This is a genomic window from Pseudomonas sp. GW823-FHT04A03 (assembly GCF_058796615.1).
The window spans coordinates 22044-42151 of sequence record NZ_JBXAIV010000017.1 but is presented as its reverse complement, the minus strand read 5'-3'; the positions used below and the strand labels follow the sequence as shown (position 1 = coordinate 42151).

At 60.2% G+C, this 20108-nt stretch carries 22 protein-coding genes and 2 pseudogenes; 15 read left to right on the top strand and 9 right to left on the bottom strand.

Features of this window, described 5'->3' with window-relative positions:
* Nucleotides 1–3: 3 nt before the first annotated feature.
* Complete coding sequence (locus tag AC1Q9F_RS27445; RefSeq protein ID WP_207983220.1) at nt 4–333, bottom strand: DUF6388 family protein; 330 nt, start codon at nt 331–333, stop codon at nt 4–6.
* 135 nt (nt 334–468) lie between these two features.
* On the opposite strand from AC1Q9F_RS27445, the gene AC1Q9F_RS27440 reads away from it, so the two are divergent.
* Entirely contained in the window at nt 469–819 is a 351-nt protein-coding gene (locus AC1Q9F_RS27440) for a hypothetical protein (RefSeq protein ID WP_007958217.1), read from the top strand.
* A gap of 62 nt (nt 820–881) precedes the next feature.
* On the opposite strand, the gene AC1Q9F_RS27435 is transcribed toward AC1Q9F_RS27440, so the two are convergent.
* The gene (locus tag AC1Q9F_RS27435; RefSeq protein WP_011334932.1) at nt 882–1307 is read right to left on the bottom strand and encodes a GNAT family N-acetyltransferase; all 426 of its coding nucleotides are present in this window, start codon (nt 1305–1307) and stop codon (nt 882–884) included.
* A 137-nt stretch (nt 1308–1444) separates the two neighbouring features.
* Between AC1Q9F_RS27435 and AC1Q9F_RS27430 the strand changes: the two genes are divergently transcribed.
* The 4 genes and pseudogenes from AC1Q9F_RS27430 to AC1Q9F_RS27415 all read left to right on the top strand — a co-directional run bounded on the left by AC1Q9F_RS27430 (nt 1445) and on the right by AC1Q9F_RS27415 (nt 4541).
* Nucleotides 1445–1882 carry a hemerythrin domain-containing protein gene (locus AC1Q9F_RS27430; RefSeq protein WP_492618655.1) on the top strand — a complete coding sequence of 146 codons (438 nt, stop codon included), beginning with the start codon at nt 1445–1447 and terminating at the stop codon, nt 1880–1882.
* 223 nt (nt 1883–2105) lie between these two features.
* On the top strand, nt 2106–2741 hold the full coding sequence (locus tag AC1Q9F_RS27425) for a lytic polysaccharide monooxygenase auxiliary activity family 9 protein (protein ID WP_207983217.1): 636 nt from the start codon (nt 2106–2108) through the stop codon (nt 2739–2741).
* 40 nt (nt 2742–2781) lie between these two features.
* Nucleotides 2782–3807, top strand: a pseudogene (locus tag AC1Q9F_RS27420) (chitinase); the annotation flags it as partial.
* Nucleotides 3808–3950: 143 nt separating this feature from the next.
* Entirely contained in the window at nt 3951–4541 is a 591-nt protein-coding gene (locus AC1Q9F_RS27415; protein WP_207983215.1) for an NUDIX domain-containing protein, read from the top strand.
* Here AC1Q9F_RS27415 and AC1Q9F_RS27410 read toward each other — a convergent pair.
* The gene (locus tag AC1Q9F_RS27410; RefSeq protein ID WP_207983214.1) at nt 4538–5053 is read right to left on the bottom strand and encodes a methylated-DNA--[protein]-cysteine S-methyltransferase; all 516 of its coding nucleotides are present in this window, start codon (nt 5051–5053) and stop codon (nt 4538–4540) included. The two genes, AC1Q9F_RS27415 and AC1Q9F_RS27410, sit on opposite strands and share 4 nt — an antisense overlap.
* A 136-nt stretch (nt 5054–5189) precedes the next feature.
* Here AC1Q9F_RS27410 and ggt point away from each other — a divergent pair, with 136 nt between their 5' ends.
* From ggt to AC1Q9F_RS27395, 3 genes are all read left to right on the top strand, one after another.
* The gene (gene ggt / locus AC1Q9F_RS27405; protein ID WP_492618656.1) at nt 5190–6917 is read left to right on the top strand and encodes a gamma-glutamyltransferase; all 1728 of its coding nucleotides are present in this window, start codon (nt 5190–5192) and stop codon (nt 6915–6917) included.
* 66 nt (nt 6918–6983) lie between these two features.
* Nucleotides 6984–7517 carry a cysteine hydrolase family protein gene (locus AC1Q9F_RS27400; RefSeq protein WP_492618657.1) on the top strand — a complete coding sequence of 178 codons (534 nt, stop codon included), beginning with the start codon at nt 6984–6986 and terminating at the stop codon, nt 7515–7517.
* Between the two features lie 109 nt (nt 7518–7626).
* Complete coding sequence (locus AC1Q9F_RS27395; RefSeq protein WP_492618658.1) at nt 7627–8646, top strand: lysozyme inhibitor LprI family protein; 1020 nt, start codon at nt 7627–7629, stop codon at nt 8644–8646.
* 9 nt (nt 8647–8655) lie between these two features.
* On the opposite strand, the gene AC1Q9F_RS27390 is transcribed toward AC1Q9F_RS27395, so the two are convergent.
* Nucleotides 8656–9297, bottom strand: coding sequence for a TetR/AcrR family transcriptional regulator (locus AC1Q9F_RS27390; RefSeq protein WP_492619429.1), 642 nt, complete (start codon nt 9295–9297; stop codon nt 8656–8658).
* A 124-nt stretch (nt 9298–9421) separates the two neighbouring features.
* Between AC1Q9F_RS27390 and AC1Q9F_RS27385 the strand changes: the two genes are divergently transcribed.
* Nucleotides 9422–9880, top strand: coding sequence for a GNAT family N-acetyltransferase (locus AC1Q9F_RS27385; protein WP_207983210.1), 459 nt, complete (start codon nt 9422–9424; stop codon nt 9878–9880).
* A 5-nt stretch (nt 9881–9885) separates the two neighbouring features.
* Here AC1Q9F_RS27385 and AC1Q9F_RS27380 read toward each other — a convergent pair whose 3' ends face one another.
* A complete protein-coding gene (locus AC1Q9F_RS27380; RefSeq protein WP_207983209.1) occupies nt 9886–10185 on the bottom strand; it encodes a DUF7693 family protein in 300 nt (99 codons plus the stop codon).
* Nucleotides 10186–10359: 174 nt separating this feature from the next.
* Between AC1Q9F_RS27380 and AC1Q9F_RS27375 the strand changes: the two genes are divergently transcribed.
* A complete protein-coding gene (locus AC1Q9F_RS27375) occupies nt 10360–11805 on the top strand; it encodes a SulP family inorganic anion transporter (RefSeq protein WP_492618659.1) in 1446 nt (481 codons plus the stop codon).
* Nucleotides 11806–11822: 17 nt separating this feature from the next.
* Here AC1Q9F_RS27375 and AC1Q9F_RS27370 read toward each other — a convergent pair whose 3' ends face one another.
* A complete protein-coding gene (locus tag AC1Q9F_RS27370; RefSeq protein WP_492618660.1) occupies nt 11823–12341 on the bottom strand; it encodes a carboxymuconolactone decarboxylase family protein in 519 nt (172 codons plus the stop codon).
* Between the two features lie 134 nt (nt 12342–12475).
* On the opposite strand from AC1Q9F_RS27370, the gene AC1Q9F_RS27365 reads away from it, so the two are divergent.
* Nucleotides 12476–13297 (top strand): cupin domain-containing protein, encoded by an 822-nt coding sequence (locus AC1Q9F_RS27365; RefSeq protein ID WP_492618661.1) that lies wholly within the window; start codon nt 12476–12478, stop codon nt 13295–13297.
* A 3-nt stretch (nt 13298–13300) separates the two neighbouring features.
* Here the strand turns inward: AC1Q9F_RS27365 and AC1Q9F_RS27360 are convergent, their stop codons facing one another.
* Complete coding sequence (locus AC1Q9F_RS27360) at nt 13301–14194, bottom strand: DMT family transporter (RefSeq protein ID WP_085602576.1); 894 nt, start codon at nt 14192–14194, stop codon at nt 13301–13303.
* An 89-nt stretch (nt 14195–14283) separates the two neighbouring features.
* Between AC1Q9F_RS27360 and AC1Q9F_RS27355 the strand changes: the two genes are divergently transcribed.
* Both AC1Q9F_RS27355 and AC1Q9F_RS27350 read left to right on the top strand, forming a co-directional pair.
* Nucleotides 14284–15615 (top strand): aminotransferase-like domain-containing protein, encoded by a 1332-nt coding sequence (locus AC1Q9F_RS27355; protein ID WP_492618662.1) that lies wholly within the window; start codon nt 14284–14286, stop codon nt 15613–15615.
* Between the two features lie 55 nt (nt 15616–15670).
* Nucleotides 15671–16054 carry a c-type cytochrome gene (locus tag AC1Q9F_RS27350; RefSeq protein ID WP_492618663.1) on the top strand — a complete coding sequence of 128 codons (384 nt, stop codon included), beginning with the start codon at nt 15671–15673 and terminating at the stop codon, nt 16052–16054.
* A 52-nt stretch (nt 16055–16106) separates the two neighbouring features.
* Here the strand turns inward: AC1Q9F_RS27350 and AC1Q9F_RS27345 are convergent, their stop codons facing one another.
* Nucleotides 16107–16991: a LysR family transcriptional regulator gene (locus AC1Q9F_RS27345; protein ID WP_492618664.1), complete on the bottom strand. Its 885-nt coding sequence runs from the start codon at nt 16989–16991 to the stop codon at nt 16107–16109.
* A gap of 160 nt (nt 16992–17151) precedes the next feature.
* On the opposite strand from AC1Q9F_RS27345, the gene AC1Q9F_RS27340 reads away from it, so the two are divergent.
* Together AC1Q9F_RS27340 and AC1Q9F_RS27335 are read left to right on the top strand one after the other, a co-directional pair.
* On the top strand, nt 17152–18453 hold the full coding sequence (locus AC1Q9F_RS27340; protein WP_492618665.1) for an NAD(P)/FAD-dependent oxidoreductase: 1302 nt from the start codon (nt 17152–17154) through the stop codon (nt 18451–18453).
* A 51-nt stretch (nt 18454–18504) separates the two neighbouring features.
* Nucleotides 18505–19593, top strand: a complete 1089-nt coding sequence (locus tag AC1Q9F_RS27335) for a polyamine ABC transporter substrate-binding protein (protein ID WP_492618666.1) — start codon at nt 18505–18507, stop codon at nt 19591–19593.
* A gap of 213 nt (nt 19594–19806) precedes the next feature.
* Here AC1Q9F_RS27335 and AC1Q9F_RS27330 read toward each other — a convergent pair.
* Nucleotides 19807–20088 (bottom strand): annotated as a pseudogene (locus AC1Q9F_RS27330) (hypothetical protein); the annotation flags it as partial.
* Nucleotides 20089–20108 lie beyond the last annotated feature (20 nt).

Sequence of the window (20108 nt, the reverse complement as noted above, 5' to 3'; positions counted from 1 at the left end):
GGGTTACGGTTCTATGCCATACAGATCGCAATATTCCAGCCAGTCCATCCCGGCCATTTCCGCCACTTCGCGATGCACTTCCAGGCGTTGCGCCTGATACTCCTCGGACGTCGCGGCGGTGAGCTGCAACGTCAGCTCCCAGGCAAACAAACCCTGGCTTTCGGCCTCGGCCTCGAAGGCTTCGTGCAGGCGTTCTTCGCGGTACTGCGCCTGGGTTTCGCCCTTGGCCTGGGCCAGCAGCGGGTTGAGGTGGTCAAGGGCTTCGCGCAGTTCCGGACGCGCATCGAGAAACAGTTTCAGGGCCTGTTCGTGTCGCTGGTCAGTAGGCGCCATGGGCTTTCCTTGTAAGGCTGATGACCGTTAATGTGCCGCAGCGGCCGGCATGTGTCGCGCTCTAAATGCAGTAAAGCAGAACGATTTTTGGCGTTGCGGTGATACAGTCCGTTTTTTTCCGAATGAGCGAATGCAATGCGAATGCTGATGGTGGCGCTGGCGGCAACCCTGCTGGCCGGTTGCGCGGGTTCGGCGATGGAAGACGCCCGCACGCAAACCCCTTACAAGACCCTGAATTCGGACAAACCCGAAAAAGTCGTGGCCCAGTGCGTGCAATTCGCCTGGCAGGACGAAGCGGTGTTCGGCGTGGACGCAGCGGCTTATCTGCAACCGGGCAAGAAGGGCGGTTCGACGGTCTACACGCGCTCGGCGGAGTCGTTTGTCGACCTGACCACGGATGCGTCCGGCACCGTGCTGAATTACTACGCGCAGAAGGATGATTTTGTGGCCAAGCGCCGCTTGGCGGCGCTGGCGACCTGTCTGTAACGGGCGGCTGAATGCGTTGAAATTTGCGACCCTCGCCAGCCTGCGGGCGAGGGTCGCTGAATTCAATCAATCAAACGCTTCTGGAAGAAATGCCGCTTGTGCCCCAGCGGATAATCCACAATCTCGCCACACTCGGTATACCCCAGTTTTTTGTAGAACCCGGGCGCCTGAAAATCAAAGGTATCGAGCCAGATCCCTACGCAGTCTTTTTCCCGGGCGAATTCCTCGACCATGTTCATCAGCTTCGAGCCGATTCCCTGTCCCCGGCCTTCTTCCGGCACCGCCAGCAACTCGATAAACAGCCACCGATAGAACGTGTGCCCATAAAGGCCACCGAGGATCGCGTCGTTATCGTCGCGCACCAGCAACGCGACCGGTTCGTACAGCGAAGGCCCGGCCTTGGCGATGTTATGGGCACGCAGGGGCGCCAGGATGGCTGCGCGCTGTTCTTCGGTGGGGTCCTGTGACAGCTCGATCCGCAACGTCATGTCGTCTTCCTTGTAGTAATGAATCGCCAGCCTATCGCGCCGCAGCCGATTGAAGCAATCGCTTGGAACCGTCGCTCCTGCGCCGGGGTCTAGCCCTTTAGGGCGTCCATCCGGAACGCGTTTGCCTGGGAGATTCCATGAACATTTTCGAAGCCCTGCGTGAAAGCCACGACCGTCAGCGGACCTATGCGAAATCGCTGATCAAGACCAGCGGTGACAGCCCGGAAAGGGTCGAGGCCTACAAGCAGCTGAAGGCTGAGCTTCAGGCCCACGAAACGGCCGAAGAGCGCCACTTCTATATCCCGCTGATGGAGTTCGACAACGGTGTCGACCTCAGTCGCCATGCCATCGCCGAGCACCATGAGATGGACGAAATGATGGAAGAACTCGACGAGACCGAGATGTCCAGCCCAGCTTGGCTGGCCACGGCGAAAAAGCTCTCGGAGAAGGTCCATCACCACCTGCAGGAAGAAGAGCAGAAGTTCTTCCAGATGGCCGGCAAGTTGCTCGACGACAAGCAAAAGGAACAGCTCGCCGGGCAGTATGAAAAGGAGTTCAGGGCGCAGCTTCCTTGAACCGGTGAATGCAGGTTTTTGTAATAACGCGGTGTAGTCTTTTTGCCATGCGTCGGGTGAGCATCGTCGTAATGTACTGTGTTTTTATACAGTGTTCTCGGCGTTTTTCGAGTTTCGCCAAGGCAGACTGCGACAAAACCGCCGGTGGACAAAAAATCCCCCTCCGTTAGCTTGAAGGCCTCTCCTCGGACAGGAGAGTTCTTAAATCAACGGAGTGAAAAACATGAACCAACCACAAGCTCAGACCCAACTGCGACACGGTCGCGTCATTTCCCCTGCAAGCCGCGGCGCGGTGGCCATCGAGCAAGGATTGCTCGGCGGCTGGCAGGTCAATGAAATGGAAGGCGGCAAGAACTTCCCGGCACTCGCGGCCGGTCCGTTTCCGGCGCCTTTCGAAAGCGACAACCCGAGCGTCGTACCGCCGGCTGACGGCTATATTCTCAGTGGCGGCAAGAACGACGCACGTGACTGTGTGAACTTCACCGCAGAAGAAATGAGCAAGAAACTCGGGCGTCCGTTTTCCTGGCCGCTGCTCAATGTCACTCCCGGCCAGACCCTTGAGGTCAAATGGGAGTACACCGCGCCGCACACCACCCGCGGTTACCGCTGGCTGATCACCAAGGATGGCTGGGACCCGAAACAACGCATCACCCGAGCGCAACTGGACGCGCAACCCTTCGCCGAGGATTTCTATCCGCAAGTGCCGTACTACAGTCATTCGGCGGAATTGAAAGCCAAGGTCAACCACGCCGTGAAACTTCCGGGCAACAAGCAGGGTCATCACGTCATCGTCCTGATGTGGATCGTCGCCAACACCGGCAACGCCTTCTATCAGGCCTTCGATGTGGACTTCAAATAAGCCCGCAACGTCAAACCCACACGTTCTGAAGGATTAGAACATGTCAAATATCGACTTCACCCTATTGAAAAACCAGGCCAGCGACTCGGCGTCGCTGATGCCGACTCTTGCCGGCAAGAAGATCCTCATGGGCTTCTGGCACAACTGGCCGGCCGGCCCGAGCGATGGTTACCAGCGCGGCCAGTTCGCCAACATCGCGCTGGAAAACGTGCCGAAGGAATACAACGTGGTCGCGGTGGCCTTCATGAAGGGCAGCGGGATACCGACCTTCAAGCCGTTCAACGTTTCCGATGCCGAGTTCCGTCGTCAGGTCGGCGTGCTCAACAGTCAGGGACGGGCCGTGCTGATTTCCCTGGGCGGTGCCGATGCGCACATCGAGTTGCGTGCCGGCCAAGAGCAACCGCTGGCCAACGAAATCATCCGTCTGGTGGAAACCTACGGCTTCGACGGACTGGATATCGATCTTGAACAGAGCGCGATTGATTTCGCTGCCAACAAGACCGTCCTGCCGGCCGCGCTGAAACTGGTCAAGGATCACTACGCAGGCCAGGGCAAACATTTCATCATCAGCATGGCGCCGGAGTTTCCGTACCTGACCACCTCCGGCAAATACGTCGGTTATCTGCAAGCGTTGGAAGGCTATTACGACTTCATCGCTCCGCAGTTCTACAACCAGGGTGGCGACGGGGTCTGGGTGCCAGAGGCCAATAACGGCAACGGAGCGTGGATCGCCCAGAACAACGACGCGATGAAAGAGGATTTCCTCTATTACCTGACCGAGAGCCTGGTGACCGGCACTCGCGGTTTCACGAAGATTCCGGCGGACAAGTTCGTCATCGGCCTGCCGGCCAACGTCGATGCCGCCGCCACCGGTTACGTGATCGACAAAACCGTGGTCGGCAACGCGATGAAACGCCTGGCGGTCAAAGGGCATCCGATCAAGGGCCTGATGACCTGGTCGGTGAACTGGGACAACGGCACCAGCAAGGATCGCGTGCCGTACAACTGGGAATTCAGTCGGCGCTATGGACCGCTGATTCACGGGACGCCGTCTGCGGCGCAGGGCGCTGATGCCGCAACGGTGAACGTGGCTCATCAGTAGTCAATGAATGAAAAGCCCGGTAGCGCTGCCGGGCTTTTTTTCGTCGGCGGCTCGCATCATTTCACCTACCATGGCCATCTTCCGATGACAAAAAAGGATCAGGCGTCATGTCCAACACAGCCGAGCGGGTCAACATCGTCGATTCCCAGGTGTTGTCCCACGACTGGTATCTGCTGAAGAAAATCACCTTCGACTATCACCGCAACAACGGTGACTGGCAGCGTCAGACCCGCGAGGTCTACGACCGTGGCAATGGCGCGGCGATTCTGCTGTTCAACCGTGAGCAGCGCACCGTGGTGCTGACTCGACAGTTCCGCCTGCCGGTGTTCGTCAATGGTCACGACGGTTTGCTGATTGAAGTGGCGGCCGGACTGCTTGAAGGTGCTGCGCCGGAGCAACGCATCCGCGACGAGGCCGAGGAAGAGACCGGTTACCGCGTGCATGACGTGAAGAAGGTGTTCGAGGCCTACATGAGCCCCGGCTCGGTGACCGAGAAACTGCACTTTTTCATCGCCGAGTACGATGCCTCGTCAAAGGTCAGTGAGGGAGGCGGTCTGGAAGACGAGACCGAAGAACTGGAAGTGCTGGAGTGGCGTTTCGACGACGCACTGGCGGCGTTCCATCGAGGCGAGATCTGCGATGCCAAGACCATCATGCTGCTGCAATACGCAGCGATGAATAACCTGTTTGGCGGTTAAAACAAGTCACCGGTTTTACCGATGTCCGACCACTGGCCACCCTCCAGGGTCAGCAGACGCTCCTTGGCTTCCAGGCCTCCGGCAAAACCGGTCAGTTTGCCTGAGGCGCCAATGACTCGATGGCACGGCGCAATGATCGATATCGGATTGCGCCCGTTCGCCGCGCCGACGGCACGCACCGCGCTCGGGTGGCCGATCTGTTCGGCGATCTGGCTGTAGGTGCGGGTTTCACCAAACGGAATGGTCAGCAACGCGGCCCAGACCTTTTTCTGGAACTCGGTGCCGGCAAAGTCCAGCTCCAGATCGAACGCGTTTCGCGTTCCTGCAAAATATTCTTCCAGCTGTCGTGCGGTTTTCATCAACACCGGATTGGCCGGTGCTTCGTTCATCGGTCCGAGGCGCACCCGGTTCGGTTTGTCGTTTTCCCAGAGGATGGCGGCCAGACGTGAGCCGTTCGCGACCAGCTTCAACTCGCCGACAGGCGAGGGCAGGGTGATGAACGTGTAGGCCATGGGAAAAACTCCGGTACGGGGGCGAAAGCTGCGCCCAGCATACTGCCGGATCGGGGAGGCGCAAACCGTAATCGCGACCATACTGGCTGATGCTCTTGAAGCGCTTTCCTACCTTATAAAAAGAAGAGACCGACTCATGAAGTACGAACCTTTTGCCAAATCGCTGATTGCGACCTCATTGGCGCTCAGCTGCCTCATGGCCCATGCCGCCTCGGTTGCCCCGGTTGCTGCCGAAAACGGCATGGTGGTCACCGCCCAGCACCTGGCGACTCACGTGGGTGTCGACGTGTTGAAAAGTGGCGGCAACGCGGTGGATGCGGCAGTCGCCGTGGGTTATGCACTGGCGGTGGTTTACCCGGCTGCGGGCAACCTCGGTGGTGGTGGTTTCATGACCATTCAGCTGGCGGACGGACGCAAGACCTTCCTCGACTTCCGCGAAAAAGCCCCGCTGGCCGCGACGGCCAACATGTACCTCGACAAGGACGGCAATGTCATCCCGGACCTGAGTACCCGTGGCCACCTCGCGGTCGGCGTTCCGGGCACCGTGTCCGGCATGGAGCTGGCGCTGAGCAAGTACGGCACCAAACCGCGCAAGGAAATGATCGCTCCAGCCATCAAACTCGCCGAAGACGGGTTCGAACTGGAGCAGGGCGACGTCGAGCTGCTGGAATACGCCACTGACGTGTTCAAGAAGGACATCAAGGATTCCGGTGCGATCTTTCTGAGCAACGGCGAACCGATGCAGGTCGGGCAGAAATTGGTGCAGAAGGACCTGGGCAAAACCCTGCGCACCATTTCCGAAAAAGGCGCCGACGGTTTCTACAAAGGATGGGTGGCCGACGCCATCGTCACGTCCAGCCAAGCCAACAAGGGCATCATCACCCAGGCCGACCTCGACAAATACAAGACCCGCGAACTGGCCCCGGTGGAGTGCGACTATCGCGGCTATCACGTGGTATCGGCACCGCCACCGAGCTCCGGCGGCGTCGTGATCTGCCAGATCATGAACATTCTCGAAGGCTATCCGATGAAGGATCTGGGCTTCCATTCGGCCCAGGGCATGCACTACCAGATCGAAGCGATGCGCCACGCGTACGTGGATCGCAACAGCTATCTGGGCGACCCGGATTTTGTGAAGAACCCGATCGAACACCTGCTGGACAAGGACTACGCGACCAAGCTGCGTAACGCGATCCAGCCGCAGAAGGCCGGTGTGTCGGCGGAACTCAAACCCGGCGTCGCGCCCCATGAAGGCAGCAACACCACGCACTATTCGATCGTCGACAAGTGGGGCAACGCGGTCTCTGTCACCTACACCCTCAACGACTGGTTCGGTGCGGGCGTGATGGCGAGCAAGACCGGGGTGATCCTCAACGATGAAATGGACGACTTCACCTCCAAGGTCGGCGTGCCGAACATGTACGGCCTGGTGCAGGGCGAAGCCAACGCCATCGCTCCGGGCAAGGCGCCGCTGTCATCGATGAGCCCGACCATCGTCACCAAGGATGGCAAGGTGGTGATGGTGGTCGGTACGCCGGGGGGCAGCCGCATCATTACCGCGACCTTGCTGACCATGCTCAACGTCATCGACTACGGCATGGGCCTGCAGGAAGCGGTCGACGCGCCACGCTTCCACCAGCAGTGGATGCCGGAGGAAACCAACCTCGAAGACTTCGCCGCCAGCCCCGACACGAAGAAGATTCTCGAGAGCTGGGGCCACAAGTTCGCGGGTCCGCAGGACGCCAACCACATCGCCGCGATTCTGGTCGGTGCGCCGTCGCTGGGTGGTAAACCGGTCGGCAAGAACCGCTTCTACGGCGCCAACGATCCACGGCGCAACACCGGGTTGTCATTGGGTTACTGAGCAGAGTAAAAAGGGGGCGGGCACACGTCCGCCCCTGTCTCAAGGACCGATCAAGGAAGGCTCACCATGACCACCGCATTGCTGATCATCGATGTCCAGCGCGCTCTGTGCACAGGCGAATACGAGTGCCACGACATCAAACGGGTGATCGATACCATCAACGGCCTCTCTACCCGCGCGCGCCAATCCGGTGTGCCGGTGGTGCTGATCCAGCACAACGAAAAGGACAGTCCGTTCGCCCACGGTGCCGAAGGCTGGCAACTGGCTGACGGCCTGGCCACCACACCCGGCGATCTGCGCGTCGACAAGACCGCCAACGACTCGTTCTACCAGACCAACCTGCAGAAACTGATCCCCCGGGAAGACTTCGACCGCCTGGTGATCTGCGGCCTGCAAACCGATTACTGCGTCAATGCCACCGTGCGCCAGGCCCATCAACTGGGCTACGACGTGGAACTGGCGGCCGACGCACATTCCACCGTCGACAACGGCAACATGAGCGCCGAAGACATCATTGCCGAACACAACAAGGACTGGGCGCACCTGACCGGTTCCGTGGCGCGGATCGATGTGAAGCCGGCGGCCGGGATCACATTCTGACTCTTTCTTGCGCAAGAGCCCGGTTGCCCGCGAGCAACCAGTGAAAAATCCAGAGCATCGATAGCCCGGGCCCGGCATACTGCCGCCGCCTCAGGAATGGAATCTGTCGATGCTCGCTTTCAATCTCCGTCACGCCTTGCTGCTGACGTCTTTCGTATTCGCTGCCCACACCCACGCTGCCAGTTTCGACTGTGCTGGCGCTTCCAGCCCGGTTGAAAAAGCCGTTTGTGCGGATCCGTATACTTCGAGTCTCGATGAGAAACTTGGGGCGCTCTGGCGGACAGCGGTGGTGCAGGTTGCTGATCCGCAAGCGCTCAAGGCTGATCAGCGTTCATGGTTGAAACAGCGCAATCAATGCGCTGCCAATAGCTCCTGCCTGCGCCGTGAATATTTGATGCGTCTGAAAGCGCTTGAATACGTGGTCAAGCCTTTCAGCTGGGATGCCACCTGGCAGATGATTCCGTGGGGCGTTTCATCGGCGGCAGAAGTCACAACCAAGCGTGTGGACGCCACGCATATTGCCTTTGATGTTTCTGCGTCAAATGGTGGCAACTCTGGTGACATGGACGGTGTGGCCACAATCGACGGTGTTGTAGCGCATTTCGCTGAAGGCAACTGCACCCTGAAGTTCAGCGCGCTCAACGGTTTGCTGGATGTTGATTCCGATGGAGGTGAGGGGGCTTGTGGCGGCGGGATGGGCGTTTACTACGGTGGAAGGTATGTGGCATCTGACCAACCGATTGCGATTGAATACGACTTGCTGAGCCTTGGCGTTGTACGTACGCAGCAAGAAGATCAGGCATTACGCACGTTGCTCAAAAATGACTATCAGACGCTGCTGCAAAATAGTGGCTCAATGGCCGCCGGCGAGACCTCTGGTGATGTGCCGGAAGGTGAGGTCAATGAGTTCTGGCTGCGAGGCCTGGCTTCCAGCAACGCGGCGATTCTGATGAGCGCGCCGGGAGGCCGAGTTTGGCTGGTGCTATTGGTTTTCGATGAGCAACGCAAAGTCAGGGCGCGGTATTACACCAACGTTCCAAAATGGAAAAAGCGGGTGCCTGATGTGTTGCTGGCGTGGCGTGAACGCTTGGCGGGAGAGGCGACACTACCTCTGGACCTGATGCCCTGACTCTCCCGGTCAAGTCGCAAACATCAACCTGCGAATATCACTCACCGGCTCGGACACCGCACCGCTCAACACCAACCGCGTAATCGTCTCCGCCGCCACCGCATAATCCTCATCCTGCGGCACTTCCCGCCCGGTGATGCGCCCCATCTGCCAGCCAATGTTGGTGTAGGTGCGCGTCGCCGACCAGATAAACAGCATCAAATGCTCTGGATCGACCGGCGCCAGCAGCCCGCGGTCGATCCAGCTGCGCAGGCACTCGACGTTACGCCGGGCCTCACCGTGCAACAGGTCGCGGCATTCGTCGGGCAACTGGCGACCACCCAGCAACAATTCACCGCTGAAAACCTTGGCGATCGCCGGATGCTCGCGGGCGATGCGGATGCGGGCGGCGACGTAGGCGCGCAGGCCGATCAGCGGATCGTCGCTCTCGCGCAGCACCGCCGAGGCTTCCAGCAACGGTTCGACGAAGCCGAGCAGCACTTTGCCGTAGAGGTTTTCCTTGCTCTGGAAGTAGTAATACAGGTTGGCCTTGGGCACACCGGCGCGGGCGGCGATGTCGCGGGTCTGGGTCGCGTCGAAGCCGTTGGCGGCGAATTCTTCACTGGCGGCGGCCAGGATCAGTTGCTGGTTGCGTTCGCGGATGCTGCTCATGGACGGCATGGAGGGTCTGGCCATTTCGGGTTCGCAATATACAAAACTATATAGCGAATAAGCCAGCGAACTCGCTCCCCAGCGCTATGCTGGTTTCAATTTCGGTAACCTCAGGAAAGTGACAATGACCCTTCAGGCACTGCGCGCCACGACGATTCACCTTGACGCGGTGGCGAAGCTGTTCGACGGCTATCGCGGTTTCTATGGCCAGCCATCGAATCTCGAGCAATCACGGACCTTCATCGCCGAGCGCATGGCCGGCAATGAATCGGCGATTTTTCTGGTTGAGGATGAAAGCGGTGAGGCGCTGGGATTCGTGCAGCTGTATCCGACGTTTTCCTCGATTGATGCCCATCGCACCTGGCTGCTTAGCGACCTGTTCACCACGCCGGCCGCTCGGGGCCGTGGAGTGGGGCGACTATTGATGAACACCGCCCGCGACTTCGCCGTCGAAACCGGCGCCAAGGGACTGGTGCTGGAAACCGCCACCGACAATTTCACAGCCCAGGGTTTGTACGAATCACTCGGTTGGGTACGCGACACTGGCTATTACACCTACCTGCTGGACTTGCGGCAGGGCTGATCCGTTTAGTCGGCCCGGGTCAGCAGCCGCTCGATCTGCGCCAGCTCCCAGGTGCTGAGCAGGCTGACCGGGTCGGTGCCGAAACGCTGAGTCGTGTCGAGTTGCCACACCCGATCTTCCGGGCACCGGCATTGCAGGCAGTGGTGCAGGCGCTGACCGTCAAAGTCGAGCAACAGCTGCCAGCCGTCGATGTCGACCGGGATCTGGCCGGGCCCGGATTCCTGCGCAATACGCTGTAGTGCGCAAACGCCCAGCGCCGCATCGCGCAAGCGCTGACAGACCTCACGAGTGGATAGCGGTGACATGTTCAAACCCGTTGATCGATGAAGCGCGCAAGCATAGAGCGCCAACCCGTTCATGTCAGCGATCACTGGCCCACGCCGGTGCATTTGCGTAACATCCGCAACCCTCTTTTTCCGCGGCGCTCTTTTGCGCAAATGCATGCGGCCGCGCCCATTGGCCGCTCTGTCAGGTAAGCCATGAAACCGATTCGTCTGCGCGCCGATGTCCTGGCCGGACTCACCACCTCGTTTGCCCTGTTGCCCGAATGCATTGCGTTTGCGCTGGTGGCTCACCTCAACCCGCTGATGGGCCTGTACGGCGCCTTCATCATTTGCACGCTGACTGCGTTGTTCGGTGGCCGACCGGGCATGGTCTCCGGCGCAGCCGGTTCGATGGCGGTGGTGATCGTCGCGCTGGTGGTGCAACACGGCGTGCAATATCTGTTGGCGACGGTGTTGCTCGGCGGTTTGATCATGATGGCGTTCGGGCTGTTACGGCTGGGCAAACTGGTGCGCATGGTGCCGCACCCGGTGATGCTCGGTTTCGTCAACGGGCTGGCGATCATCATCGCGCTGGCGCAACTGGAGCATTTCAAGAGCGGTGAGCAGTGGCTCAGCGGCACGCCGCTGTACCTGATGACCGGGCTGGTGCTGCTGACCATGGCCATCGTCTACATCCTGCCGCGCCTGACCCGCGCCGTGCCGCCGGCGCTGGTGGCGATCCTCGGCGTCGGTTTGCTGGTTTATCTGCTCGGTCTGCCGACCCGCACACTCGGCGACATGGCGCACATCGCCGGCGGCCTGCCGACGTTCGCGCTGCCGGACATTCCGTGGACGCTGGACACCCTGCGCATCATCGCGCCTTACGCGATTCTGATGGCGCTGGTCGGCCTGCTCGAAACCCTGCTGACCCTCAACCTTACCGACGAAATCACCGAAACCCGTGGCTACCCGGATCGCGAATGCGTGGCGCTGGGCGCGGCAAACGTGGTTTCCGGTGCGTTCGGCGGCATGGGCGGTTGCGCGATGATCGGCCAGACCGTGATCAACCTCAGCTCCGGTGGGCGCGGGCGTTTGTCCGGCGTGGTAGCGGGCGTGTTGATTCTGCTGTTCATTCTGTTTCTGTCGCCGCTGATCGAGCGGATTCCGCTGGCGGCGCTGGTGGGCGTGATGTTCGTGGTGTCGCAACAGACGTTTGCCTGGGCTTCGCTGCGGGTGCTGAACAAAGTGCCGCTCAACGATGTGCTGGTGATCATCGCGGTAACGACCATCACCGTGTTCACCGATCTGGCCACGGCAGTGCTGTGCGGTGTCATCATTGCCGCGCTGAATTTTGCCTGGCAGCAAGCGCGTGAGCTGTACGCCGATGAACACCTGGAAGCGGATGGCAGCAAACTCTATCGCCTGCACGGCACGCTATTTTTTGCCTCGACCACGCCGTTCCTCAATCAATTCGACCCGGCCACTGACCCGCAACGGGTGACGCTGGATTGCCGGCATTTGAGCTTTGTCGATTATTCGGCCATCGCCGCGCTGAAAACCTTGCGCGAACGCTACGCCAAGGCGGGCAAGCAGTTGCAGGTGTTTCATCTGTCCGAGCGCTGCAAGAAACTGCTGAAACGCGCCGGGGTCGATCACGACTGATCGACCCCGATCACTGATCAGGCATCGATTGCGGGGAAATCGATGTCGGTCAGTGCCACGTTGTTCAGGTAGTTGGTGAGGGTTTGCGCGGCGACGACGGCGATCACTTCGATGATCTTCTTGTCGTCGATACCGGCGGCGCGGGCGGCGGCAATCTGTTCATCGCTCAGATGACCACGGGTTTCGGTCAGTTGATGGGCGAGGGTGGCAAAAGCATTCAGCCGACCGTGACGCGCTTCGATGATTTCTTCTGCTGCCAGCCCGGCCTTGCTGGCGAACAGGGTGTGCGCCGCCAGGCAGTAATCGCAACCGTTGACTTGCGAGGTGGCCAGATACACCGCCTCTTTTTCCTTGGCGCTCAGTGAAGTCTTGCCCAGTATGGCCGAGATTTGCACGTAGGCATCCAGCGCGACAGGCGCAGTGGCAAGAGTCTTGAACAGGTTGGGCAGGAAGCCGATTTTTTTCTGCACGCCTTCAAGTGTCGGGCGAGTGGCGTCGGTGGCGGTTTCGAGGCTGAGAGGGGCGATGCGGCTCATGGTGATTCTCCGAAAGTCCGGTGCGAAGTGCGCCGGGGATGGAGTGAATGCTACGGAGCGCGGCTGGTGCTTTGGGTGCAAATCGTCGAGGATATGCGACAGATCGTCCAAACCTGTCGTTGCGAGAATCAATCATGGATCGCCTTTCTACGTTGCTCAGCCATTTCGGCGTCAATGCCGGCACCTTTCACAGCGGCACGTTCTGCGGGGTGAGCGCCTACGGCGGCGATCAGGTGTGCGGGCATGTGCACCTGTTGCAGGCGGGGGAGTTGTTGCTCAAACCGGGCAATGATCCTGAAATCTCGCTCAATGAACCGACCCTGATCTTTTTCCCCCGCCCCATGGCCCATCGCTTGTTCGCCAACGAAGCCATGGGCACGCAACTGGTGTGCGCATCGCTGACGTTCGACGGCGGCGCGGGCAATGCTTTGGCGGCAGCGCTGCCGGATTATCTGGTGCTGAAACTCACCGACCTTCCCGAAATGGCCAACACCCTGGAGTGGTTGTTCAAGGAAGCTTTCGACGGCCATTGCGGCCGCGAAGCGGTGATGGATCGCCTGTTCGAATTGCTGGTGATTCTGCTGCTGCGCCACCTCATCAGCAGTCGCAACCAGCAACCGGGCATGATGGCGGGGCTGGCCGATCCGAAGATTTCCCGAGCCTTGAACCTGATGCATGATCAGCCAGCCAAGGCCTGGAGCGTCGCCGAACTGGCGAGCGCCGCCAACCTGTCCCGCGCCGGTTTTGCTGAGCACTTTCGGCGGGTGGTGGGGCAGACACCGGTGGATTATCTGGTGAGCTGGCGGATCAGCCTCGCGCAGAAACGTCTGCGCGAGGGGCGGCCGATTGCCCTGATCGCCGAAGAGGTCGGTTATGAAAGTCCGTCGGCGCTGGCCCGGGCGTTTCGGCGCAAGACCGGGCTCAGCCCGCGAGAATGGAAATCCGGTGCGAGCTGAAAACTATTTAGCGAATTTCTTCGCCCCGGCCACGCACAGGATCACCCCCAGCGTGACCACCAACATGCCGACGCTGACATGCTCGTGCAGCAAAGTCGCAGCCAGTGCCAGGCCGAAAAACGGCTGCAGCAATTGCAACTGTCCGACCGCCGCAATCCCGCCCTGAGCCAGCCCGCGATACCAGAACACGAAGCCGATCAGCATGCTGAACAGCGAAACGTACGCCAGGCACACCCACGCCGACACGCTGATACCGCTGAACGAAGCGGGCGCCAGCCACACGCTCAGCACGGCCATCACCGGCAACGACAGCACCAGCGCCCAACAGATCACCTGCCAGCCGCCGAGGGTGCGCGACAGTTTTGCGCCTTCGGCGTAACCGAGGCCGCAGGCAAGAATTGCCGCCAGCATCAGCAGATCACCGGTGGGCGAGGCGGTCAGGCCTTGTGAGATCGCAAAACCGACCACCAGCGAACTGCCCAGCACCGAAAAAATCCAGAACACCGGACGCGGCCGTTCACCGCCGCGCAGCACGCCGAAAATCGCCGTCGCCAGCGGCAGCAATCCTACAAACACAATGGAATGCGCCGACGTCACGTATTGCAGCGCCAAAGCCGTCAACAACGGAAAACCCACGACCACGCCCAGCGCAACGATCAGCAATGACAACCACTGATCCCGCGCCGGACGCCGTTCGCGAAACAGCCACAGCAAGCACAACGCCAGGGCGCCGGCGATGGTCGCGCGGATGACGGTGAGAAACACTGGGTCAAATTCCAGCACCGCCAGCCGCGTGGCGGGCAGCGAGCCGCTGAAGATCACGACGCCGATGAAGCCGTTGATCCAGCCGCTGGTTTTTTCCAGGGCCGGGGTGCCGAGTTGAGTGGTTCGTTCCATACGCGTTGCGCTCAAAGGTGGGTTGCGTTGAAGCAATCCTAGGGACGAGAATCAGCACAATCAAAGAATTGTCATGGATACAGCCCGACATGCCGCGCTCTCGTTACAAGACCCTCGTCGACACCTATGCCGCCGACATTCGCGCCGGTCGCCTGTTGCCCGGCACCCGTTTGCCGACCCACCGGCAATTGGCAGCGAGTGAAGGGCTGGCGCTGGTCACGGCTTCGCGGGTGTACGCCGAGCTTGAAGCCATGGGTCTGGTCAGCGGCGAAGCCGGGCGCGGCACGTTTGTGCGGGAAACGTCGTTGTTGCCGGGGCAGGGGATCGACCAGAAAGACGTCGCGGTCGGCATGATCGACCTCAACTTCAACTACCCGTCATTGCCGGGGCAGGCCGAGCTGCTGCGCACCGCGTTGCGGCAACTGGCGCTGTCCGGCGATCTAGAAGCGCTGCTGCGCTATCAGCCCCACGCCGGTCGCCATCACGAAAGGGCCTCGGTCGCGCGGCATCTGCAAATGCGGGGTTTGAGTATCGAGGCCGAGCAGGTGCTGATCGTCAACGGCGCCCAGCAAGGGCTGGCGGTAACGCTGATGGCGCTGCTCAAGCCCGGTGACGTGATCGCCGCCGACGCCTTGACCTATTCGGGATTCAAAGTGCTGGCCGAAGCGCTGCATCTGGAAGTAGTTGCGATTCCCGTCAATGAGCAGGGCCCCGATCTGGCGGCCCTCGACAAACTCTGCCGTCAGCGCCCGGTGCGTGCGGTTTACAGCATGCCGACCCTGCACAATCCACTGGGCTGGGTGATGCCTTTGGAGCAACGCGAGGATTTGGTCGCGATTGCCCGCCGGCATGATCTGACGATCATTGAGGACGCGGCCTACGCCTTTCTGGTCGATAACCCGCCACCGCCGTTGGCCGATCTGGCGCCGGAGCGCACGGTCTACGTGTCGGGTCTGTCGAAAAACATCGCCACCGGCCTGCGGGTCGGCTTCATCGCCGCGCCGGTCGAACAGGTGGCGGCGCTGGAACGGATCATCCGCGCCACCACCTGGAACACCCCCGGCGTGATGACCGCCATCGCCTGTGGCTGGCTCGACGACGGCACCGTCACTTTGCTCGAAGCACAAAAGCGCAGCGACGCCCAGACCCGGCAAGCTCTGGCTGCGCAGATCCTCGAAGGCTTGTCGACTGTCGGCCATCCCTCTTCATATTTCATTTGGCTGCCGCTGCCGGAAGATGTTCGGGCCGACCACATCGTGGTCGAGTTGATGCAGGAACAGGTTTCCGTCACCACCGCAGAACCCTTCACCGTTTCCACCCATGTGCCCCACGCGATTCGTCTGGCGTTGGGATCGGTGGACATGCTTGTCCTGCGTCAAGCCTTGCTCAAAGTCCGTCAGGTCGTGGGCGCCTACCTGTAGCGCAACTGGCCGCGCGCGATTACCCTTGGCGCCGCCGAAGATCTGGAAAACCCTGATGAAAAACGCTGCATTAACGTTCGCCCTGATCCTCAACGCAGGCCTGTTCAGCACGCCAACACTGGCTGCCGGTGACGCCGAGGCCGGCGCCAAAATCTTCCCGCGCCTGTGCGGTGGCTGCCATCAGGTCGGCGAATCCGCCCGCCCCGGATTCGGCCCGGAACTCAATGGCATCATCGGTCGCCCGGCGGGGACGTCGGCGAATTACGTGTACTCCGACGCGATGAAAAACTCCGGCGTGACCTGGGATCGTGAAACGCTGACGGCTTATCTGAAGGACCCGAAGGGCGTGGTGCCGGGGACGCGGATGATCTTTTGGGGGCTGAGTGACGAGGAGAAGATCGATAATCTGTTGGCGTATTTGCAGACGTTTTCTCAGTAATGAAGATCCGGTGCGGGAGCTGCTCAAGGCAGCTCCCGCGTGAAAATCGTACTCATGTCGCGCGCTCAGCCTGCCCGGCAAACCACCCCATTACCACCGCACAAGCCGGGTGCGCAGCCGCCGACGGCTGCAAGCACAACGAATAAATCCCCCCGGTTTTCAGCGGTAACCCGAATGGCACTACCAACACGCCACGCTCGATGGATTCCGCCGCCAGCGTCATGTCCGTCACTGCGACTCCCAATCCTCGGGCCGCCGCATCCAGAGCCAGTTCATCGAGGTTGAACGGGATGTGTCGGTAATCGTCCAGCGGTTGCCCGTCGTTCGCCGCCAGCCATTCGATCCAGGCCTGACGATCCGCCGAGCGATGCAGCAGCGGGAAACGCAGCAGTTCTTCCACTGAGCGCGGGGCATCGGCAAGGCTCGGGGCGCAGACCGGCACCAGGGTCTCCTGAAACAGGGTCAGGCAGTCTGGATCACTCGATGCCGTCGGCAGGTAAAGGATGTAGGCGTCGCTGTCGCTGGTCGGTTCGACGATTTCGGTGGCGACGGTTTCGATCGCCAGCGAAACCTCGGGATGACGCAGATAAAAGTCGCTGAGTTTCGGCAACAACCAGCGCACCGCCAACGACACATGCATGCGAATCCGGAACGGGCGTTTCTGCGGTGTCAGGCGTTCTTCGAGGGTTTTCAGTTGCTCGAAAATGCTCCGTGCGCTGGCCAGAACCTGCTCGCCTTCCGGGGTCAGGCGCAGGCTGCGGCTGGTGCGCAAAAACAACGGAACGTTGAAATGGCTTTCCAGCTGCTGGATCTGCCGGCTGACGGCGCTTTGGGTCAGGCACAGCTTTTGCGCGGCCTGGGTGAAGCTGCCGGAGTTGGCGACTTCCACCAGCGCCTGCATGGCTTGCAGCGACGGGACGTGGCGAATTTTATCCATGCGTTTTCAGAATGCCTCGATGATTTCTTAGCGTTGGTGAGGTGTTCGAAGACCTTATAGATTCTAGCTCTGGCGGTGATCTTCACCACGTAGGCATGCGATTCACGCATGGCCACGGTTGGAAGGCAAGCCGCCGAACGACTGTCGAATGAGGTGATGCATGGAAAATGTCTGTGGCTGGATCGCGCAAACCGCAAACCCTGCGGAGCGTGATCGCCTGAGCGGCGCGCAAAAGGCCGACTGGCTGGTGATCGGCGCCGGGATCACCGGTCTCAGCGCTGCCCATCATCTGGCCGAGATGCACCCGCAGACGCGGATTGTCGTGGTTGATCGGCAGCGAGCGGCGCAGGGCGCTTCGGCGCGCAACTCGGGTTTCGTCGTCGCCCATGAACATCCGGCGGACAGCGAATTGATCGGTGGGCAGGGCTTTGCCGGATTTGAAGTCGACACGATGATTTCCCGCGCCGCCAGTGAAGAAGTCCGACAACGGATTGCCCGGCACGCCATCGATTGCGACTTTCGGGACAGCGGCTATTTCTTTGCGGTCAATGATCCGGCCAAGCTCAATCAGGTCGACGCCAAACTGGCCACGCTGCGGGTGCTCGGTGCCCGCGCGGAGTTTCTGCAAGGCGAAGAACTGAGCCGCAAACTTGGCACCCGTCACTATCAGGCTGCGATCTGGTGCGGTAACGGCAACGCGTTGCTGCAACCGGCTAAATACGTGAGGGGCTTGCTCGATGCGCTTCCGGGCAATGTCAGCGTGTACGAAAACACCGACATCAAGGGACTCGAGCGTTTGAGTCAGGGACGGATTCGGGCCAATACGGATAAAGGCAGCGTGGAGGCTAAACAAGTTCTGGTCTGCCTGAACGCATTCATTCCACGGGTCGGCATCGATGACAGCGCCACGTTCCCGATGGAACTGAGCGCCAGCCTCACGCGCCCGCTCACGGATCAGGAGTTCGCCGCCATCGGCGCCGTTGAACCGTGGGGCGTGCTCTCGACCCGCCCCCTGGGCGCCACGGTTCGACTGACGCCGGATCGCCGAGTGATGATCCGCAACACCGCCGAATATCGCACGCGGGACCTCTCCAACAGCGAACTTGCGCTGCGTCGGCAACACCATGTCCGGGGTTTGCAACGACGCTTCCCGTTCCTCGGCGAGCACGACATCCAATACACCTGGACCGGCCATTTGAGCGCGACCCGCAGCGGTCAGGCGTATTTCGACCAGGTGGAAGAGGGCGTGTTTGCCGTCGCCGGTTGCAACGGCTCGGGCGTGGCGCGCGGAACCCTGTGGGGACGACTGCTGGCCGAACTGGCATCCGGCGTCGATTCGCCACTGCTGCAATCCGTGATGCATCGGGCCGAACCCGGCTGGCTGCCGCCGCGACCTTTCTTCGATATCGGCGCCATGTTGCGCATGCGCGTGGAGGCGGTCAGGGCCAGAACAGAAATCTGAAAATTCGCACATCCCACAAGAACAAAAGCCACTCAATTCAGGTGACAGAACATGCGCGTCCACACACTTTCCCTGGCGGTCTTGCTCGCCACCGGTTCAGGGTTCGCCCTGGCGGATGAAACCGTCAACATCTCCAACTGGAGCAGTTACATCGCCGACGACACTCTGGCCAACTTCACCAAAGACACCGGCATCAAGGCCACTTACGACATCCACGACAGCAACGAAGTGCTGGAATCGAAGTTGATGACCGGCAATACCGGTTACGACGTGGTCAGCCCGTCGAACCATTTTCTGTCGCGGCTGATCAAGGCGGGTGCCATTCAGAAACTCGACAAGTCGCAACTGCCGAACTGGAAGAATCTCGATCCGCAGTTGATGCAGAAACTCGAAGTCAACGATCCGGGCAATCAATACGGTTATCCGTACATGTGGGGCACCGCCGGCATCGGCTACAACGTCGAGAAGATCAAGGCAATCTTCGGCAACACCGATGTCACTCGTTCGTGGAAGCTGTTTTTCGAAGAGGACAACATCAAGAAGTTGAGCCAGTGCGGTGTCGCGATCATCGACAACCCGACCCAAGTGCTGCCGATTACGCTCAACTATCTGGGCTTGCCGCCGCACAGTCATGAACCGGCGGATTACAAAAAGGCCGAAGCCGCCTTGTTCAAGATTCGCCCGTACGTGCAGTACTTCCATGCGTCCAAGTACATCAGCGATCTGGCCAACGGTAATGTTTGCGCGGTGATCGGCTTCAACGGTGATATCGTGCAGGCGGCTGCCAGTGCCCGGGAAGCGAAGAACGGAATCGACATCGCCTATTCGATTCCCGACGAAGGCACGACTTTGTGGTTCGACATGGTGGTCATGCCGAAAAACGCACCCCACGAAAAGAACGGCTACGCCTACATGAACTATCTGCTTGAGCCGAAGGTGATCGCCAATATCAGCAACAGCATTCACTACGCCAACCCCAACGCGGCGGCCGATGAGTTTCTGAATCCGGCAGTGAGACAGGACCAGGCGATCTATCCGCCGAAAGCGGTGATGGAGAAGTTGTTCACCGTGGAAGAACTGCCGGCGGCGATTGCCCGGTTGACAACACGCTTGTGGACGCGGCTTAAAACCAACACCTGAACATGAAACATGGTCTGGGTTGACACTAATGCGCCATCACTTGCGGGAAAGTGCGCGCCGCTCTGATCGGTGCGGTCCTGACCGGTTACACCACCAAGATCTCCGGTGACGTGGTCAAACTGAAAACCGTGCAATAAGCACCGGTAGGACGTGAAAAAGCCCGGCTGATCAGGCCGGGCTTTTTGTTTGTGCAGCGGTAGAGCGTTAGATTCAGGCGACGCGGCGTTCGATCAAGCGATCGGAACCACCTTCAGCGACGCGGCGTTCGATCAAGCGATCGGAACCACCTTCAGCAACGCGGCGTTCGATCAGACGATCAGCGCCACCTTCAGCCACACGACGTTCGATCAAACGATCCGAACCACCCTCAGCCAAACGACTTTCAATCAACCGATCCGAACCGCCTTCGGCGATCATGGTGTGGGCGGGTTTGGCTGCAAAAGCGTTGACTGCAAGAACCGAGAAAGCGATGCCGAGAAGGATTTGGCGTTTCATGATCGTGTGCTCCAGGGGTG